We start from the raw sequence: 19,073 nt of genomic DNA, 5'->3' as shown, positions 1-19,073 counted from the left end.
CCGTCACCCGCCCTGCTGGAGGCGGCGCCACCGGGCGCCGCCGTCGAGCACCACCACGGTGCCGTTGCCGGCGGTGCCCCCGATCAGCTCCACCGCTGCCCGCGCCACCTCGTCGACGTCGACCTCGGCCGACACGACAGCGTCCGTCCGGCCGGTGTGCCGGGCCGTCCACGGGGTGTCCATCCAGCCCGGGGCGACGGCGCTGACCGCGACACCGGCTGGGGCGACGGCGGCCAGTCCCCGGGTGAAGGAGACCAGCGCCGACTTCGACACGGCGTACGGCAGGCTGCTGCCGGCCGGTTCGAACGCCGACGTCGACGCCACGTTGAGCACCCGCCCCCACCCGGCGTCGACCATCGCCGGAAACGTCGCCCGCGCCAGCGCGACCGGGGCGAGCAGGTTCACCCGCAGCAGCGCCGTCCAGACCTCGTCATCGGCGCTGTCCAGATCCTCGAAGGGGATGAAGCGGGTGGTGGCCGCGTTGTTGACCAGGATCTCGACGCGGCCGAGGGCCGCCGTCACCTCCTCGACCAGCCGTGGCGCGGCAGCCGGGTCGGTCAGGTCGGCGGCGATGGCGATCGCCTCGCCACCAGCCGCGCGTACCGCCGCCACGGTCTGTGCCGCGCCCTGCGCCGAACTGCCGTAGTGCACCGCGACCCGGACGCCGGCGGCGCCGAGCCGCACCGCGATCGCCTGGCCGAGGCCGCTACCGGCACCGGTGACCAGCGCGACCCGTCCGGCGACGGTCACCGGCTGCGCTGCCTGTGCCATACGTCGATCCCCTCCAGTAACCGGTCGATGTCGTCGTCGTCGTTGAACCCGTGCGGGTCCACCCGCACCCGACCGGACGGGTATCCCCACACGTCCACGCCACACTCGCGCAGGTGGGCCGCCAGATCCGGGGCGTTGTCGGCGGCGAAGGAGACCACGCCGGCGCGTCGCTGCGGGTCCGCCGGGGTGACGACCGCGATGCCGCGCGCGGCCAGCCCGTCGACGACCCGCTGCACCAGCTGCGCCACCCGCGCGGCGATCGTCTCGACGCCGGCGGCGCGGACCAGCCGGATGCCGGCGGCAGCCGCCGACAGCAGCGGCAACGCGACCAGTCCCACCTCGCTGCCCGCCGCACCGGCGGGCACCTCGGGCAACTCGGTGAGCCGGTAGGAGTCCCCGATCCGGGCGCTGACGTAGCCGATGTCCAGCGGCCCGCCGGTGGCGGCCTGCCCACGGACGGCGAGGAAGCCGACGCCCGGCGGGCCGAGCAGCCACTTCATCGCGGTGCTCACCAGGGCGTCGACGCCGTCCCGGGTCATCTCCACCGGCACCACGCCGGTGGACTGGGCGGCGTCGACGAAGAGCCGCATCCCCCGCTCGGCGGCCAGGCCGGCCAGCTCGGCGAGGTCGTGGCGGTAACCGTCGAGCGCCGCCACATGGGAGACGGCCAGGCAGCTGACGGTCGGGTCCGCGTGAGCGGCGAAGGCGTCGACCGCCCGCTGGCCCGGCGTCCGGTGCACCTGGCGGACCCGCAGGCCGTGCCGGAGCGCGGCCCAGGCCATCGTCGGATAGGTGGTGTCGTCCACCAGCACCGTGGATCCGGCCGGCAGGCCCAGCAGCCGCAGCGCCAGGTTCGTCGCCCGGGAGGTGTTCTCGGTGATCGCGACCTCCTCCGGTGCCGCCCCCACCAGCTGGGCGAACGCGTCGCGCAACCGGTCCCAGCCGCCGAAGTAGTCGCCCCGGTGGACCAGCGGGTCGCTCGCCCACTGGTCCACCCAGGAGGTCAACTCGGCGCGGACCGGTTCGGCGAGCGGCGCTATCCCGCCGCTGAACAGGTACGCCCTGGTGGCCAGCAGTGGGATCGCGGCTCGCAGGGCGGTGAGCCCGCCGTCGCTCGGGTCAGCCATCCGTGCCGCCTTCCCGTGGCCGCTCGGGCATCGCCGCCGTCTCGGACTCCCCGAGATGGACGATGACGTGCTTGAGCCGGGTGTACTCCTCGAAGCCGTACCGCGACAGGTCACTGCCGTGACCGGACTGCTTCACCCCGCCGTGCGGCATCTCTTCCGCACCGATGCCGAAGGAGTTGATGCAGACCTGCCCCGCGTCGAGGTCACGAGCGAAACGCATGGCCCGGCCGACGTCGCGCGTGTAGACGGCGGCGGCCAGCCCGTACGGTGAGTTGTTGGCCCGGTGCAACGCCTCCTCCTCCTCGTCGAAGGGTTGCACGGTGACCACCGGCCCGAAGATCTCCTCGGCGACGATCGGCGCGTCGTCGGGGACACCGGCGAAGACGGTGGGCGCGTAGAACGCGCCCTCGGACAGCCCGTCCGGATGCACGACCCCGCCGCCGGTCAGCGGCGTGTGGCCCGCCGCCACCGCCTCCGCGACCAGGGCCGCGACCCGGTCCCGGTTGGCGCGGTCGATGAGCGACCCGAGGTCGACCTCGCGCAGCGGATCACCGACGGTCAACTGGGCGGTCCGCCGGGCCAGCATCTCGGCGAACTGCTCGTAGCGCGAGCGCTGCACCAGGAACCGGGCGGCGGCGGTGCAGTCCTGTCCGGCGTTGAAGAATCCGAGCGTGACCGCGGCCTGCAGCGCGCGGTCCAGGTCGGCGTCGGCGAAGACCACGAGCGGGCTGTTGCCGCCCAGTTCCAGATGGGTACGGGCGACGTGCTGCGCGGCCGCTGCCTGGACCCGCCGTCCGGTGGCCGTGCCGCCGGTGACCGAGACCAGGTCGATGTCGGGGTGGGACGCCAGGGCCTGCCCCACCTCGGTCCCGCCGGTCACCACGTTGAGCACCCCGTCGGGCAGGCCGGCCCGGGCGGCCAGCGGCCCGAGGGCGAGCGCGGTCAGCGGGGTCTGCGGTGCTGGTTTGAGCACGATGGAGTTGCCGGCGGCCAGGGCGGGCCCGACCTTCCAGGCCGCCATCAGCAGCGGATGGTTCCAGGGCGCGAGGCCGGCCACGACGCCCAGCGGTTCGCGGCGCAGCATGCTGGTGTGCCCGGGTACGTACTCGGCCGTGGCGACGCCGTCGAGGTGGCGGGCGGTGCTGGCGAACCAGCGCAGGGCGGCGGCGCTGCCGGCGACGTCAACCGCGTGGCGCAGCCGCAACGGTGAACCGGTCTCCGCGGTCTCAATGCGGGCCAGTTCCGTTCCGTGCTCCTCGATCAGATCAGCGAGGCGGGTCAGTACGGCGGCGCGGGCGGCGGGGGACGCGCGACGCCAGGTGCCACCGGTGTGCCGTCCGCGGGCGACCTCGACGGCGAGGTCGACGCCGGCCGGTCCCGGCCCGGCCAGGTGGCGCAGCAGCCGACCGCGTGCCGGGTCGATGACGGGCTCGACGACATCACCGCAGTGCCAGGCACCGTCGATCCAGGCGCCGGTGGCCTGGGCGAGCAGGCCGGTCACGGCACCACCACCAGGGTCGGGCCGCTGGCATCGAGTCCACCGGCCACGGCGGCGGCGAACTCGGCCGGGGTCTGCGGCTCGGCGTACCGACAACCGAAAGCGGCGGCCAGCGCCGGATAGTCGGGCGCGCGCTGGCGACAGCCGACCGGTCCGGCACCCTGCTCCTCCAGCAACCGGGCGATCTCGCCGAAACCGCCGTTGCGCCAGACGACGGTGACCAGTGGGATGTCCCGTTCCGCGGCGACCAGCAACTCGGTCAGGGTGAACATGAGCCCGCCGTCGCCGACCAGCGCCACGGTGGGCCGTCCCGGGGTGGCCACCGCCGCGCCGATGGCCGCCGGCACGGCGTAGCCGAGGGTGCCCAGCCCGGACGGGTTGAGCCAGCCACGGGGGCGGTGCACCGGGAACAGTGGCGTCGCCCCGTAGTAGTTGGCGCTGGTCGAGTCGACGGCGAGACAGGCGTCGTCAGGCATGCTCCGGCGCAGCGCCGCGATCCACGGGGCGTACGGCGCAGCGAGCGGCGCCGCCTCGTCCAGGATCCGCCGGCGGCAGGTGGCGGCACGCTCGGTGCTGGATCGGTGCGCCGTCGGCAGCCGTTCGGCCATCTCGGCGAGGACGGTGGCGACATCCGCGGCGACCGCGACGTCGGCGGGCAGGTGACGACCGATGGCCACCGGGTCCACGTCGACGTGGATCAGCCGACCGGTCAGCCGTGGACGGGATGCCCAGAAGTCCGTCGGGCCGAGCTCGGTGGCGACCGCCAGCACCACGTCCGCGCCGGTGAGCAGGGCCTGCGCGGCACCGTGCGGAACGCCGTACTGCTGGGTGACGATTCCGGCGTGCAGCCGGTGCCGGGCGTCGATCGTGCCCTTGCCGTTGAGGGTGGTCAGCACCGGGGCGTCGAGTCGTTCGGCGAGGGTGCGCAGGTCCTCGGCGGCGCCCGCGGCGCCCCCGCCGGCGACGATCACCGGCCGGTGGGCGGCGGCGAGCATCGCCACGGCCTCGTCGACGGCGCCGGGATCGGCCGGCAGCGGCCGGCGCGCCGGGGCGACGCTCGTGTCCGGCCCGGGCGGGTCGACGGGGGCGTCCCAGAGGTCCTGCGGGACCTGGACCACGGCCGGGCCGGGACGTCCCCACCGGCGTGGGGTCAACGCGTCGTGGAGCGCGTGCAGGACGTCCTCGGGTTCGCTGGCCCGGGTCACCCGGTCGGTGACGGCGCGGAGCAGGGCGTCCTGGTCACGCAGTTCGTGGGCGTGTCCGCCGCGACCGCCCCGTTCCGCCCGGGACAGGTCACCGGCGAGCACGAGCATCGGCACCGCGTCCGAGTACGCCTGCCCGATCGCGGTGGCCACATTGGCCACCCCGGGACCGCAGATGACCGAGCAGGCCGCGACCCGTCCACTCGCGCGGGTTGCGCCGTCGGCCATGAACCCGGCCCCCTGCTCGTGTCGAGCGGTGACGTGCTCGACACGGGCGGTGTCGAGCGCACGGTAGAGACCGAGGGTGTGGGAGCCGGGGATGCCGAAGATGCGGTCCACTCCCCCGGCGGCCAGGGCACGCACCACGGCGGTGCCGAGGGTTGTTCGGAAGGTCATCACCACTCCTGCCGCAGGGGTCGACGGTCATGGTTGAATCCGCCATGCCCAGGCGGCTCGGAATACGTATGCATGGTGCTATGATGCGTTGGCCGTCGTCAAGACCACCCCCACCGCGACATCGCGGGCCTGACCGGCCAATACGAGCGCACAGACCACTGATGCGATGGATGACGAGATGACTAGTGGACCCGATGTCGCGGCCCCGCCACCCGGACAACGCCGGAAGGTGAGCAGCCACGACATCGCCAGGCTGGCCGGAGTGTCGCAGTCGACGGTCTCCCGGGTGCTGAACAACCATCCCCGGATCACCGCGGTCACCCGCAACCGGGTTCTCGCCGCGATGGAACAGCTGCGTTACACGCCCAACGCCGCGGCCCGCACCCTGATAACCGGCCGCAGCCAGCTCATCGGCCTGGTGGTCTCCAACATCACCAACCCGTTCTATCCCCAGCTTATCGAGGCGATCGTGGCCACCGCCGCCGAGCACGACTACAACGTCGTGCTCGGCAACACCCAGGAGAGCCCGCGCCGACAGATGGACTACCTCAAGCTGCTGGTGGAGCACCAGGTCGATGGGGCGATCCTCACCTCGGCGCTGCAGAGCGGCGCCGACGACCTGCAGCGGGTGATCCGCGCGGGAACACCGGTCGTACTGGTCAACCGGACCCTGCCGGGCGGTACGCTCGACAGCGTCCACATCGACAACCAGCGCGGCGGCGCGATCGCCACGGAGCATCTGATCCGGCTCGGCCACCGCCGGATCGCCTTCGCCGGCGGGCGGGCGGACACCTCGACCAATCAACTCAGATTCGACGGATACCAGCAGGCGATGATCGAGGCCGGCCTGGACATCGACCCCGATCTGGTCGTACACGGCGACTTCACCCACCTCAGCGGAGGGATCACGGCGCATCGGCTGGTCACCACCGCCCAGCCGCCCTCGGCCATCGTCTGCGCCGACGACGTCATCGCGCTCGGCTGCATCGACGCCCTGCACGACCGCCGGATCCGGGTGCCGCAGGACATCGCCGTGGTCGGCTTCGACGACGTGCCGGTGGCGGCGTTGAAGGGAATCGGGCTGACCACTGTGCGCCAACCGGCGCCCGAGATGGGGCGTCGCGCCTTCGACCTGCTGATGCGCCGCATCGGCGACGACCGGCAGGGCCCGGCGGTCGACGAGGTACTCCCGGCCGAGTTGGTCATCCGCGACACCTGCGGGGCACGCGCGGGCGGACGCGGTTGAGCTCTGCGTCCGCCCGCGCGTGAGCACTGACCGCCGACCGGACCCGGCGCGGTGCACCGGTCCGGTCGGCGGTCAGCCGGTCCGCACCGAATCCGCCGCCGTGATCGCCTCGGCGAGCCGGTCGACGAGCTGACCGAGCTGCTCGTCGGTGAGCACAAAGGCTGGTGACAGCTGCACGCTGTCGCCATTGATCACCCGGGTCAGCACGCCTGCGGCGCGGGCCTGCCTTACCACGCGTTCGGGCAGGGCGGGATCCCGGACGGTGTCCAGGGCGATCGCGCCGAGCAGTCCCGCGCAGCGAACCTCACGCACCCCGGGCAGCTCGGCCAGGCGGGGCAGTCGCACGGCGAGCTCCTCAGCCAGCACGGCCGCCCGGGCCAGAAGGTCCTGCTCGACCAGCAACCGCAGGTTGGCGAGCGCGGCCGCGCAGGCGACCGCGTGGCCCGAATAGGTGTAACCGTGGCGGAAGACCCCCGCCGTGGCGTCGGCGAACACCTCCCAGAATCCACGGTCGGCGATCACCCCGCCCAGCGGCACGTAGCCGGAGGTGACGCCCTTGGCGAAGAGCAACAGGTCCGGTTCGATGCCGTAGCTGGCCGAGGCGAACCAGTCGCCGGTACGACCGAAGCCGGTGACGACCTCGTCGGCGACCAGCAGCACACCGGCGCTCCGGCAGATCTGCGCCACCTCGGTCAGATAGCCGGGTGGTGGCGGGTACACACCACCGGCGCCGATGATCGGTTCCACGAAGAAGGCCGCCACCCGCGACGAACCCAGTTCGTCGATGACGCGCCGCAGTGCCCCGGCGTCGTCGTGCGGCACCCGCACGAACTCCGGGTCGGGCGCCGTGCCGTAGCCGGCGTTGTTCGCGGCGATCCCGGCCAGGGACGTGCCGTGCCCGTGCATGCCGTGGTAGGACAGGCTGCGGGAGACGATGACGCTCCGGTCGATCTCGCCGCGCAGCGTCCAGAAGCGCCGGACCATTTTCACGGCGGTGTCGACCGCGTCCGATCCACCGGAGGTGAAGAAGACCATCGGGTCCGCCGACGGAGCGAGATCGGCGAGTTGCTCGGCAAGTGCCGCCGCCGCCGGATTGGACATGTCGCCGAAGGTGGAGTAGGCCGCGAGACGTCGGGCCTGTTCGGCGATGGCGTCGGCGATCGGGGCCTGACCATGGCCGACGTTGGCGTACCAGAGCGCCGCGGTGGCATCGAGGTACCAGTTTCCGTCCTTGTCGCGCACCTGCGCGCCCTTCCCCTCCACAAGGGTCAGTTCGCTGGCGCGGGTGCCACCCAGGCTGGAGAACGGATGCCACAGTCGGGAGGCGGCCGGCGGCCGGTCGGCTGCGGCGGGCGGTGAGATCCGGCTGGACGATGTCGTGGTCACGGGCAAGCTCCTTGTCGACCCGGACGCCGCGCTGACCCCACTTCCGGACAAAGTGGCCCACACCGGCACCGGCGCACCTGCCGAAAGGCGCGGGCGAGCGCGCCGGCTCCGACGGGCAGCGACCGGAGGAGGTGGGGATGAGGGGCGCGGCGTGGGATGGCGTGGTGGCAGGGGTGGTCCGTCGGGGCGGTCGCATCCTGCGACCGCCCCGACCACGGTCAGCCGGCGATGAAGCTCTGGAACCGTTCGTTGACCACGTCGTAGTTGCTGCGGTCGGTGCCCGCGTACGGCTTGTACCAGAAGAAGGAATCGATCCGGAAGGTGATGTCGTTGGGTACGCCACCCAGCTCGGGGACGTCGTTGGTGGATGTCGTCCAGCGGTCGGCGAGCTTCTTGTCGGCCGCGTCGTAGATGGCGGTCGAGGGGATCGGCTGCCGCCAGGCCTCACCGATCCGGGCGCCGATGCTCGGCTCGAACCGGAAGGCGATGCTGGCCATCGACGCCTTCGCGTTCGGCGCGCCCTTCGGTACGGCGAGGAAGTCCACGTGGGCCAGGGCCTGGTTCAGGGTGTACGCGACCTTGGCGCCCTGATCGATGAGATCCTCGATACGAGCGTTGGACATGGCGACCATGGTGGCCTCACCGGTGGCGAGCAGTTGCTGCGCCTCGGTGCCGGAACCCCACCACTTCACGATGTGCGGCTTGATCTGCTCCAGCTTGCGGAACGCCCGGTCGAAGTCGAGCGGGTACATCTGCTCCGGTTCGACCCCGTCGGCCAGCAGCGCTGCTTCGATCACCTTGACCGGCTCGAAGTTCTGCAGCGAGCGCTTGCCGGGGAACCGCCCGACATCCCAGAAGTCGGCCCACGACTTGGGCTGCGACTCGGCATTCGGGTACGCGTCGAGGTTGTAGGCCAGGACGATCGACGCCTCAGCGTACCCGACCGCCTTGGGCAACTTGTACTTGTCGTCCATCGAGTCGAGCACCGACTTCGGGAACAGCGAGTAGTCGATGTCCTCCAGACAGCACTCCGCGAACTGCTCGTAGTTGCCGGCGGTCACACTGAACTGGTCGATGTCGACCCGACCGGCGGCGACCTGGCTCTCGATCCGGTTGTAGATGTCGGTCGACCACGGCACCTCGACCACCTCGACGCCGGTAATCCCGGTGAAGGGTTTCCAGACGTGGGTGAACTCGGCGTCGGAGAAGGTGCCACCGAAACCGACGTTGGTGATCTTCCCGCTCAGGTCGCCGGTGTTCCACGGGCGATCGTCGAAGTCACCGGCGGCGGGTCCGTCCGCGCTGTTGCCACCGCCGCACGCGGCCAGTACGGTCACCGCCGCCACCGCGGCGGCCAACTGGCGTACGGTCCGGCCGGACCGACGGGGGTGTGAATATCGTCCGAAAGGTAGGGTCATCTCGATCGGCTCCACTTCATCGCTAGGGCGCGTTAGTCCAGGTGACTGGCCCGCCCGGTTCGTCTGGTAGCGACGTGACTTCTGATGCGTGACTACTGCTGCGGTGTGGGCGACGGCAGGCCGGACGGGCGGCCGTGCCAGTGGGTCTGGATGTTGGCGAACTCGCTGATCCCGTCGGCGGCGAGTTCACGGCCGATACCGGAACGACGGACGCCGCCGAAGGGCAACCGCCAGTCGCTCTGCACGATCTCGTTGACGAAGACCATGCCGGCGTCAAGAGCTCCGGCGAGACGGTCGGCGCGTTCCGGCGACGCCGTCCACACGCTCGCCCCCAGTCCGTACTCGTCGCTGTCGGCGAGCCGGAGCAGTTCCTGCTCGCTGTCGGCGACCAACACCGGCGCCACCGGCCCGAAGGTCTCGTCCCGCCACACGGGTGCGTCGACGGGAACGTCGGTGAGGATGGTGGGCGGATAGTAGAAGCCGGGCCCGGCGACCGGTTCGCCGCCGGTGAGCACCCGGGCCCCAGCGCGGACGGACTCCCGGACCTGGCTGTGCAGCAGGTCGCGCAGGTCGGCGCGGGCCAGCGGGCCGACGGTGGTACGGGGATCCGCGGGGTCGCCGACCCGCTGTGCGGCGAACTGTTCGGTCAACGCGGCGAGGAATGCCTCGGCGACCGGCCGCTCGACGATGAACCGCTTGGCCGCCACACAACTCTGCCCGCCGTTGCCCAGCCGGGACCGGGCGGCAGCGGACGCGGCGGCGTCGACGTCCGCGTCGGCCAGCACGATGAACGGGTCGGACCCGCCGAGTTCAAGCACGACCTTCTTGACCGCCGCACCCGCCACGGCCGCGACTGCCGCACCCGCGGTGACGCTGCCGGTGACCGAGACGCCGGCGACGGCCGGATGCGCGATCACGTCGGCCACGGCCGACTCGGCGACGAGCAGCGGCGACAGCGTCCCGGCCGGCAGCCCGGCCCGCGCGACGACGTCGCCGAGGGCGAGTGTGGACAGCGCGGCGTTCGGCGCGGGTTTGATCAGACAGGCGTTGCCGAGCAACAGGTTCGGCACCGCGAAGCGCAGCGTCTGCCAGTACGGGAAGTTCCACGGCATGACGCCGAGGATCACTCCGGTGGGACGCAGCCGGATGCGCGCCGGCAGGTCCCCGGCCAGGGGGCGCCGGTCGGCGAGCAGGGTCTCGGCCTGGTCGGCGAACCCGTCGCACAGTGCCCGGCACTTGTCGACCTCGGCCGCCGACTGCGCGATCGGTTTGCCGATCTCGCGTACGAGCAGACCCGCCAGTTCGTCCCGGGCGTCGCCGAGGGCGTCGGAGAGGGCACGTAGCGCCTCGACGCGCTGCGCCGTGGGACGCTCACGCCAGTGCCGCTGAGCGCGGGCGGCCCCGTCGATGGTGCGGGAGGTCTCGTCGGGGGTCAGGGTCGGGGTGCCGGCGATCGGTTCGCCGCTGCGGGGGTCGATGCTCAGGTAGTCACGGTTCACAGGATCGATCCCTTCATACCGGTACGACGCTGGCGCAGGCGCATCATCAGCGCGACCACGCCGAGCACGGTGATCACCACGAGCATCTCGGCGACGGAGACGACGGCGAGGATCGGCGAGAAGCGCACATGCAGGTCCTCCCAGAGCCGCAACGGGAGGGTCCGCAGCCCGGTGCCGGCGAGACTGATCGTGAAGACGAGCTCGTCGAAACTGGTCAGGAACCCGAAGAAGGCGGCGACGAGGAAGCCCGGACGCAGCACCGGGAGGGTGACCGTGAGGAAGGCCCGCAGCGGGGACGCGCCAAGACCGCGGGCGGCCTGCTCCAGGCGGTAGTCGAAGGCGCGCAGGTTGGCCACGAGGATCAGGGTGACCAGCGGCACCGCAGGAATGGCGTGCCCGATGACCAGCCCGGCGAAGGTCCCGTCCAGCCGCAGATTGAACAGCACCAGATAGAGCCCGAAGGCGAGTGCCACACTCGGGATGATCAGCGGGGTGGCGATCACCCCCATGATCAGATCCTTGCCGGGAAAGGTCCCCCGAACCAGCGCCAGCGCCGCGAGAGTGCTGAGGGTGGTGACGACGAGCGCCACCACGACACCCAGCCGGATGCTGGTGAGGAAGGCGTCCACCCACCTCGGGTCGGCCAGGAACTCCCGATACCAGTCGGTGGTCAGATCGGTCGACGGGAACTCGGCGAAGGTCGAGCGTTGGAAGGACATCAGCACGGCGGCGAGCATCGGTACCAGACACAGCGCCAACCCGACGCCGGCCAGCACGTGGCCGGGGGCGCGGTAGACGATCGACGGTAGCCGGCTGATGCGCATCAGCAGGTTCACGCGGCGCCAGCCCGCGTCCAGGGCACGGCCGGAGCGGCGGGACACGGCGGCGCTCTCCGGGCGCCAGATCGCGCTGAGGGGCACCACCCGCGACACGGCCAGCAACACGATGAAGGAGGCCACCAGCAGCACCATCGACATGGCGGAGGCGAACGCGGGTTCGCCGACGGCGGTGGTGAGGGTCCGGTTGAGCAGGACCGGGTAGACCTGTTCACCTGAGCCGCCGAGCAGGTCCGGAGTGATGAAGAAGCCCAGGCCGAGCATGAACACCAGCACGCAGCCGGCGAGCACACCGGGGATGCTCAGCGGCAGGAAGACGAAGGCGAAGGCGGCCGGACCACCGGCACCGAGCCCGTTCGCCGCCTGCGTCAGACGCGGATCGATGCGGCGCATGACGGTGTAGAGCGGCAGCACCATGTACGGCAGCAGAACGGCGATCATGCCGAGCAGCACCGCCTGCTGGGTGTACATCAGCTGCACTGGCTCATCGACCACGCCGAGGCCCAGCAGCAGCTTGTTGATGGGCCCGTTGCGGGCGAAAATGGTCATCCACCCGAAGGTCCGCACCAGCAGCGCGACGAAGAACGGGATGACGATGAGGGTGGTGACCACGGCCCGGGCCAGCCGAGGTCCGTGCGACATCAGATAGGCCAGCGGATAGCCGATGATGAGCGCGCCGAGCATCGCCACCGAGGCATAGATGAAGGTGCGGCCGAGCGCTTCCAGGTAGAGCGGCTCGGTGAGCAGGGTGCGATAGTGGCGCAACGGGTCGCCGTCGGGAACGCTCTGGGCGGCTAACCTGACGACAGGGTAGGCGAGCGTCAAGGCGTAGAAGGCCAGCACCGGCACGAGCAGCCAGGCCAGCCGGTCGATCGGCGATCTGCGGGCGGGTGGCGGCGAGGAGGACGCCGGCTTCTCCTGCGGTGCCAGGGTGGCGCCGGCCTGTGGATCCGGGGCTCGGACGGGGACGCTGGTCACCGCAACACCACCGCTTCGTCGGCGGCCCACCGCAGGACGATGTCGTCGCCGGCCGCGTAGCTGGCCACCCCGACGGTGTTCTCCCGGATCAGGTGCAGCACCGAGCCGCCGTCGATCTGCACCGTGTAGCGGCTCCGTTGCCCCATGTACAGCACCTCGGTGATCTGCCCGGACACGCCGGCCGCCTCCGTGCCGTCCGCGGCCGGCGCCAGGGTGATCCGCTCGGGCCGCACCACCACGACCGCCTCGTCACCCACGGCCAAGCCCGGGCCGTTGCGGCCCTGGACGTGGACGCCGTCGGCGCTCCGCAACGTGCAGATGCCGTCGGCGATCCGTTCGACACGGCCCCGGAACTCGACGGACTCACCCATGAAGGTGGCGACGAAGGCGTTCGCCGGGCTCGCGTAGATCTCGCGCGGGGTGCCGACCTGCTCGATCCGCCCCTCATTCATGATCACGATGCGGTCACTCATGGTGAGCGCCTCGTCCTGGTCATGGGTGACGTAGATGATCGTCGACGCGATCTGGCGGTGCAGGTTGACCAGCTCGAACTGCACCGCCTCGCGCAACCTGCGGTCCAGCGCACCGAGCGGTTCGTCCATCAGCAGCACCGGCGGCTCGAACACGATCGCGCGGGCCAGCGCCGCACGCTGCTGCTGGCCGCCGCTGAGCTGGGTGGGGTACTTGTGCGAGTGCGCGCCCAGCTGCACCAGGTCGATGGCGTGGGATACCCGGCGGGCCAACTCCGCGCCGCGGATGCCACGCATGCGCAGCGGGAACGCGACATTGCGCTGCACCGTCATGTGCGGGAAGAGCGCGTAGCTCTGGAACACCATGCCGATGTCGCGCCGCTCCGGCGGTAGCCGATCGAGGCGCTGCCCACCCAGGTGGATGCTCCCCGCCGTCGGTGACTGGAAGCCGGCGACCATCGACAAAACGGTCGTTTTACCGCTGCCGGAGGGGCCCAGCAGGGTGAGGAACTCGCCGCCGCGTACGTCGAGGTCGAACCCGCGCACCGCCTCGAAGTCCTGGTAGCGCTTCGTCACCCCGGTGAACCGCAGCTGCCGACCGTCCGAGCCGCCCGCCTCCACAGGCGTACGCAGTGCGGCCGGTGATCCGTTCGTTTCGGGTGCGGTGGCAGCACCACCAAGCTGGGCCCGGCTCGACACTGCTGCTCCTCTGTGCTGGCGACGAGTGTGCATACGTATTCGTAGCATGTGAACTACCAGCAGCGAAAGATCCGATCAGCAAGTGATTCGGCTCCATCGGCGATCGGGCACCATGCAGCTCAGGGCCAGAACGTGGCGATCCGCCGCCCCCTCACGGGCGGCGAGGCTCTCACGCGTTCCGCGTGCATAGCTAGCCAGCTCGGGCGGTTCAGCGACGCGCTACAAGGGTTACGTCCAGGGAAGTGGTGTACGACTTGCCCGTGATGGGCGTGTTGCGTAGATAGGAGACGGCCACCGCGCGATCCTTCGAGACGGCTAAGTCCGGTGAAGGAGAGTGATGCGCGATGGCCACATCTGAGATGTGAACCCCTGTTGACCTGCTGTGCGAGCAGGTCGCGGGCGCGTCGCCGGACGTGTTGCAGGCGATGATGAAGACGTTCGCGCAGGCGGTGGTGTCCGCCGAGGCGAACGCTGGGTCGGTCATCTGCACCCGGCGAGACAGCAGAAACCCGGCTTGCTGCCGTTGTTGGCCAAGAACTTGGCCAACAACAGCCAACAGAGCCTTGAGCTGCACCAATAGTCGACCGCTGTCCACTCGCTTGAACTCCGGCCGTTCGTGGCCTGCGCCGGACTGTCGGGCGGTCAAGGCCCCGACCTGCACCCAACACGCCCGTACCCGAACACCCACCACTCACTCTCCATCGGAGTGATCGACGCCGACGACGCGAACATCATCGCCGAAACCCGACTCGAAGGCGTCACCGTCCAGATCGCCGCCGCCCGCTGCGGCATCCACGGCCAACTCGCCTCACACTGGCGCGACCAAGCCGAAAAACGCCTGATCAACGCCATCCGCAAGGGCGAACTCGCCCACGTGCGGCTACGGCCACATCCCGCCAAACCCGTCCATCGGACCACGCTGAGGGCATGGCCCGGCGAATAGACCCACCCCGGAATGCGGAACGAGGCCCTCTCGGTGGTGATGTCGTCCAGAGCAGCAACGGCCGAGCCATGTGCCGTCCGCCGGCCGCCATAGGGCGAGCCCAATGGCGGCGCTGGCGCAGCCTGAGATCCACGCGACCTGTTGCTTCGTTCCTGGCAGCCGTCGGATCGCCGCGCTGCCGTGGCTGCCTACGCCGACCCGACCATTCCCGGTATCCCGCGTCCAGCAGCGGCTTTACATGCTCCGATGCAACAAGCTCGTCGCCGATCGATGCTGTCCGGGCCGGAAGACGCGGTAAGCGACGCAATCTTGAGAAGGACCCAGCGACGTGACCGCGAAAACCGATCACGCCGTCCCTGATCAGGGCAACCGCCAGCGGCAACGCTGGTGCGGACCTACACCAGTAGAGCGCCTATCCCTGGGAAACCTGGTGCAGTGATGCGGATCGAAGCTGCGACACTTGCTTTCATGAAGCCGCCGCTGTGCCTCGTCTGCGGATCAACCGACAGCGCTACCCAATTCACCGTGGTGAACTTCGCCGTCAACGACCAGGAGCGAGCAGGACTCGAAGCACGAGCAGCCGTCGGTTGGGTCGGGCACCCGGAGAACGCCTACTGGTTCTGCGCCGAACACCTCCACTTCGGCACCGAACGCCAGTCGATGCACTGGCGCGACGCCGTCGCCGAGATCCGCGCCGTCACCGACGGGTTTCCCCGTCGCCTACCGGGATCCTAATCACCCTCGCCGTCCTCGAGCTCTCGGACACCGCAGGGCGGTCCTCGGTCACGGAATCGCGGCACGTCGACGCACGGGCCGCGCCGGTCGGCGTCAACGCCCTGCAGGCGTAAACGGTTGGCGGCAAGGTGATCGGCGTCGCTACGATGCGTCGTGGTGGGGCCTGTAGCGCAGAGGTAGTCGCGCCGCCATAGCGTGGCGGAGGATGCCGGTTCGAGTCCGGTCGGGTCCCACCCCCGTCGCCTGGTCGGTAGCGCAGAGGTCGACGCGCCGCACTGCTCGTGCGGAGGACGCCGGTTCGAATCCGGTCCGACCACGCCGACGGGTTGGGAGGAATGATGGACAGCGCCGAGGTCGAGCAAGTTCTGCGGGTGCTCGGCGAGATCCGCGCCTTGCCCGTCGACGACCCGATCCGGCAACGAGTCCAACGCGCCGTCGACGGGCTGCTCAAGGACGCGCAGCGCCAACGCCGCGCGGATCGACGGCGCAGGACCGCCGCTGCCGACCGGGCCGTGATCGCCGACGCCGCCACGGCAGCCGCCGACCGCCCCGAAGGCGTACCGGTCGCAGATCCCGCAGTCGTCACCGGCACGGTGGGGGTCGGACGAACTCGGCGGGACCGCCGCTGCTACGCCTGTCGCGACCGGTTCCGCACCGTCGACGCCTTCTACCACGCTCTCTGCCCCGCCTGCGCGGACCTGCACCGCCGACACCGCCACGCCCGCACCGACCTGACCGGCCGCCGCGCCGTGGTCACCGGAGGCCGGGTCAAAATCGGCTACCAGACGGCGCTGAAACTACTCCGCGACGGGGCCACCGTCACCGTCGTGACCCGATTCCCCGCCGACGCCGCCCGCCGCTACGCACACCAACCAGACGCCGCCGACTGGCTCGCCTCGCTGCGCATCATCGGCGCCGACCTACGCGACCCCTGCCAGGTCCTCGACATCGCCCAACGACTGGCCGACGACGCACCCCGACTCGACATCCTCATCAACAACGCCGCCCAGACCGTACGCCGACCGGACTGGGCCTACCAGCCCCTCATCGCCGCAGAACTACACGCCGCACCCCACGGCGTCGCCATCGAATCCGCAGCCGGTTTCCGACCGGGCGCCGCACCACCCGACTGGAGCGCCCGCCTGTCCACGCTTCCGGAAGCCCCCCGCCAGGAGCTGACCTCCATCATCGACGCCACCGGCGCCCTCATCGTCCCCGGCACCACGAACTCCTGGACCGCAACCATCGGCCAGATCGACCCCGTCGAACTACTGGAAGTGCAACTCGTCAACGTCGTCGCACCGTTCCTCCTGCTCGACCGACTCCGCCCCGCCCTAACCGCACCCGGACCCGACAACCGGTACGTGATCAACGTGACCGGCCGCGAAGGCTGGTTCTCCGAAGACAGCACCGGCCCCACCCGACACCCCCACACCAGCATCAGCAAGGCCGCCCTCAACATGCTCACCCGCGTCGGCGCCACCGACCTCGCCCGACACCACGTCCACATGAGCGCCGTCGACACCGGCTGGATCACCGACGAGAACCCCACCACCATCAAAGCCCACCGCGCCGCCACCGGCTGGCAACCACCACTGGACGTCACCGACGCCGCAGCCCGCATCTACCACCCCATCATCAGCGGCGAAAACGGCACACCCCTACACGGCGTCCTACTCAAGAACTACACCGTCGTCCCCTGGTAGCAGCAAGGTCAACGACAGGGCCGACCTCGACGTCGGGTTGCGGACGTCAACCGTCACGGCAGGCGGGCCGCAGGGCGTGACGGGCGCCGCCTGCGGTCCCGGCGGGCGTACGGCGTACCTGCCGCCGAATGCCTGCCGTGTTCGGGTCAATCTGGGCCATGTCCTGTCGGCTTCCGCCGCCCGCCCGCCTGGTGGGTGATGCCCCGGCGGGGAGAGTCCGGCCGTCCGGGGAGATCCACCGAGTAGACCGCGCCGGTGGGGGTCGTGATCGTGGCGATCCGCTCGGGTCTGCTCGGATCGCCACGATCACCACAGCCACACGATGGAGTCGGTGCTGGCGGCAGCGAGGGTCCTCCGTCGGGGAAATGGAGCAGGTAGACATAGTTGGTCGGTCCGGTGATCGACTCCCCTATGGGACGTGCTGGCCCGTCACCTACTACCCGCCACAGACGGACCGGACCTGAACATATAGACCTGGTCGTGGGGTGGCCTCTACGGTCTTCTGGCTGGTGAACAGGCGCCGAATGCATCGGAGGTTGCGCGGGTGCGTACAGTTCCGGGTCGGACTTGGGGTGGGCCGGATAGATCCGGAGCAGGGAACGGGACGAGACAGCGACAACATGACGGCGGACAAAATTACGGAAACCGGTCAATACCGCATTGACCCGGCCCGGCTGGAGACCTGTCTCAGCGTCTTCGAGGCGTTGGAGGACCTGCCTCCCGATCACCCCGACGTGGTGCGGGTGCAGCGGGCCACCGCGAAGCTCTACAAAATGATCAAGCAGCGGCGACGCGAGGAACGGCGGGATGCCATCGCGGCGGCCGACCGCGCAGTGACGGCGGCCACCGCCACCGGCGCCCCAAACCGGATCGACGACGAGACCCAGGGCAACCCGCTCGCCTCCCCCACCGCAGGTGCCACGGCCGGCGTCCTACACAAACCGCGCGGTTGCTACATCTGCAAGCAGCGCTACCGCGATGTGGACGCCTTCTACCATCAGCTCTGCCCGCCCTGCGCCGCACTGAACCGGGAGCGCCGCAACGCCCGCACCGACCTGACCGGCCGACGCGCGCTGCTCACCGGCGGCCGAGCGAAGATCGGCATGTACATCGCGCTGCGGCTGCTGCGCGACGGCGCGCACACCACGGTGACCACACGGTTTCCCCACGACGCGGTCCGCCGATTCGCCGCGATGCCCGACAGCGGGGAGTGGCTCCACCGCCTGCGGATCGTCGGGATCGACCTGCGCGACCCCGCCCAGGTAATCGCCCTCGCTGACTCGGTCAGCGGCCAGGGACCACTCGACATCCTGATCAACAACGCGGCGCAGACCGTCCGCCGCACGCCTGCGGCGTACGCGCAACTCGTCGCCGCAGAGGCGGCGGCCCTGCCGGACGGCCCGCTGCCGGAGATGATCACGTTCGCCAAACCGGCCGGCCGGGGCGACCCGGCGGGCAGCCTGATCGCCCCACTGAACTTGCCCACCATCACCCCGCACGTGCTCACCGCGCTGGCGCTGACCAGCGGCTCCGCCTCGCCGGAACGGATCGCGACAGCCAGCGCCATCGACGCCGGCGGTCTGGTGCCGGACCTCGACCCGGTCAACAGCTGGGTGCAGCCGGTGCACGAGGTGAACCCGGTCGAGCTGCTCGAAGTGCAACTGTGCAACGTGACCGCGCCGTTCGTACTGATCAGCCGACTGCGACCGGCGATGGCCGCAGCGACCGCCCGCCGCAAGTACGTGGTGAACGTGTCGGCGATGGAGGGCCAGTTCGCCCGCGGCTACAAAGGACCAGGGCACCCGCACACCAACATGGCCAAGGCCGCGCTAAACATGCTGACCCGCACCAGCGCCCAGGAGATGCTGGCCGACGGCATCCTCATGACCAGCGTCGACACCGGCTGGATCACCGACGAGCGGCCACACCCGACGAAGATGAGGCTGGCGGACGCCGGCTTCCACGCCCCGCTGGACCTCGTCGACGGCGCGGCCCGGGTCTACGACCCGATCATCCGCGGCGAACAGGGCGAAGACCTGCACGGCTGCTTCCTCAAGGACTACACACCCTGCGCCTGGTGATCGCTCAGGGCTATTGCGTTCTGGGGTAAGTGCTGGTCACGGCGGTTATGAGGTCGTGTGAGCGACGGTCGGCGCGTCGGGT

15 protein-coding genes and 2 tRNA genes are annotated in these 19,073 nt (G+C 70.5%); 7 read left to right on the top strand and 10 right to left on the bottom strand.

Annotated features, from left to right (window positions below; all coding sequences use genetic code 11):
- Positions 1-3: 3 nt before the first annotated feature.
- From FF096_RS24865 to FF096_RS24850, 4 genes are read right to left on the bottom strand one after another with little or no spacing between them, the layout of a single operon-like run.
- Positions 4-771 (bottom strand): SDR family NAD(P)-dependent oxidoreductase, encoded by a 768-nt coding sequence (locus FF096_RS24865; RefSeq protein ID WP_155221989.1) that lies wholly within the window; start codon positions 769-771, stop codon positions 4-6.
- Positions 747-1,898 carry an aminotransferase class V-fold PLP-dependent enzyme gene (locus FF096_RS24860; protein ID WP_155221988.1) on the bottom strand — a complete coding sequence of 384 codons (1,152 nt, stop codon included), beginning with the start codon at positions 1,896-1,898 and terminating at the stop codon, positions 747-749. The genes FF096_RS24865 and FF096_RS24860 overlap by 25 nt, the downstream gene beginning before the upstream one ends.
- Complete coding sequence (locus FF096_RS24855) at positions 1,891-3,399, bottom strand: aldehyde dehydrogenase family protein (protein ID WP_309223885.1); 1,509 nt, start codon at positions 3,397-3,399, stop codon at positions 1,891-1,893. The genes FF096_RS24860 and FF096_RS24855 overlap by 8 nt, the downstream gene beginning before the upstream one ends.
- Entirely contained in the window at positions 3,396-4,994 is a 1,599-nt protein-coding gene (locus tag FF096_RS24850; RefSeq protein WP_155221986.1) for a thiamine pyrophosphate-binding protein, read from the bottom strand. Before FF096_RS24850 ends, FF096_RS24855 begins: the two co-directional genes overlap by 4 nt.
- A gap of 178 nt (positions 4,995-5,172) precedes the next feature.
- On the opposite strand from FF096_RS24850, the gene FF096_RS24845 reads away from it, so the two are divergent.
- Entirely contained in the window at positions 5,173-6,240 is a 1,068-nt protein-coding gene (locus tag FF096_RS24845; protein WP_196222640.1) for a LacI family DNA-binding transcriptional regulator, read from the top strand.
- A 72-nt stretch (positions 6,241-6,312) separates the two neighbouring features.
- On the opposite strand, the gene FF096_RS24840 is transcribed toward FF096_RS24845, so the two are convergent.
- The 6 genes from FF096_RS24840 to FF096_RS26435 all read right to left on the bottom strand — a co-directional run bounded on the left by FF096_RS24840 (position 6,313) and on the right by FF096_RS26435 (position 14,100).
- Positions 6,313-7,626 carry an aminotransferase class III-fold pyridoxal phosphate-dependent enzyme gene (locus tag FF096_RS24840; RefSeq protein WP_309223884.1) on the bottom strand — a complete coding sequence of 438 codons (1,314 nt, stop codon included), beginning with the start codon at positions 7,624-7,626 and terminating at the stop codon, positions 6,313-6,315.
- 218 nt (positions 7,627-7,844) lie between these two features.
- Positions 7,845-8,984 (bottom strand): ABC transporter substrate-binding protein, encoded by a 1,140-nt coding sequence (locus FF096_RS24835; protein WP_196222639.1) that lies wholly within the window; start codon positions 8,982-8,984, stop codon positions 7,845-7,847.
- Between the two features lie 152 nt (positions 8,985-9,136).
- The gene (locus FF096_RS24830; RefSeq protein WP_309223883.1) at positions 9,137-10,543 is read right to left on the bottom strand and encodes an aldehyde dehydrogenase family protein; all 1,407 of its coding nucleotides are present in this window, start codon (positions 10,541-10,543) and stop codon (positions 9,137-9,139) included.
- The gene (locus tag FF096_RS24825; RefSeq protein ID WP_155221983.1) at positions 10,540-12,357 is read right to left on the bottom strand and encodes an ABC transporter permease subunit; all 1,818 of its coding nucleotides are present in this window, start codon (positions 12,355-12,357) and stop codon (positions 10,540-10,542) included. Before FF096_RS24825 ends, FF096_RS24830 begins: the two co-directional genes overlap by 4 nt.
- Entirely contained in the window at positions 12,354-13,526 is a 1,173-nt protein-coding gene (locus FF096_RS24820; protein ID WP_309223882.1) for an ABC transporter ATP-binding protein, read from the bottom strand. Before FF096_RS24820 ends, FF096_RS24825 begins: the two co-directional genes overlap by 4 nt.
- 208 nt (positions 13,527-13,734) lie before the next feature.
- Entirely contained in the window at positions 13,735-14,100 is a 366-nt protein-coding gene (locus tag FF096_RS26435; RefSeq protein ID WP_196222638.1) for a hypothetical protein, read from the bottom strand.
- Positions 14,101-14,232: 132 nt separating this feature from the next.
- Here FF096_RS26435 and FF096_RS24810 point away from each other — a divergent pair, with 132 nt between their 5' ends.
- The 6 genes from FF096_RS24810 (at position 14,233) to FF096_RS24785 (ending at position 18,991) form a co-directional block, all read left to right on the top strand.
- Positions 14,233-14,469, top strand: a complete 237-nt coding sequence (locus FF096_RS24810) for a hypothetical protein (RefSeq protein ID WP_155221981.1) — start codon at positions 14,233-14,235, stop codon at positions 14,467-14,469.
- A 468-nt stretch (positions 14,470-14,937) separates the two neighbouring features.
- Complete coding sequence (locus FF096_RS24805) at positions 14,938-15,204, top strand: hypothetical protein (RefSeq protein ID WP_155221980.1); 267 nt, start codon at positions 14,938-14,940, stop codon at positions 15,202-15,204.
- Positions 15,205-15,363: 159 nt separating this feature from the next.
- Positions 15,364-15,436: transfer RNA gene (locus FF096_RS24800), tRNA-Ala, on the top strand.
- 12 nt (positions 15,437-15,448) lie between these two features.
- Positions 15,449-15,521 (top strand) — tRNA-Ser (locus FF096_RS24795).
- Between the two features lie 21 nt (positions 15,522-15,542).
- On the top strand, positions 15,543-16,910 hold the full coding sequence (locus FF096_RS24790) for an SDR family NAD(P)-dependent oxidoreductase (RefSeq protein WP_155221979.1): 1,368 nt from the start codon (positions 15,543-15,545) through the stop codon (positions 16,908-16,910).
- Positions 16,911-17,530: 620 nt separating this feature from the next.
- On the top strand, positions 17,531-18,991 hold the full coding sequence (locus FF096_RS24785; RefSeq protein WP_155221978.1) for an SDR family oxidoreductase: 1,461 nt from the start codon (positions 17,531-17,533) through the stop codon (positions 18,989-18,991).
- Positions 18,992-19,073: the final 82 nt, after the last annotated feature.

It is taken from the genome of Micromonospora sp. CP22, assembly GCF_009712475.1.
Lineage (GTDB): Bacteria > Actinomycetota > Actinomycetes > Mycobacteriales > Micromonosporaceae > Micromonospora.
The sequence above is the reverse complement of the archived record's forward strand: the minus strand, read 5'-3'. Positions and strand labels throughout refer to the sequence as shown.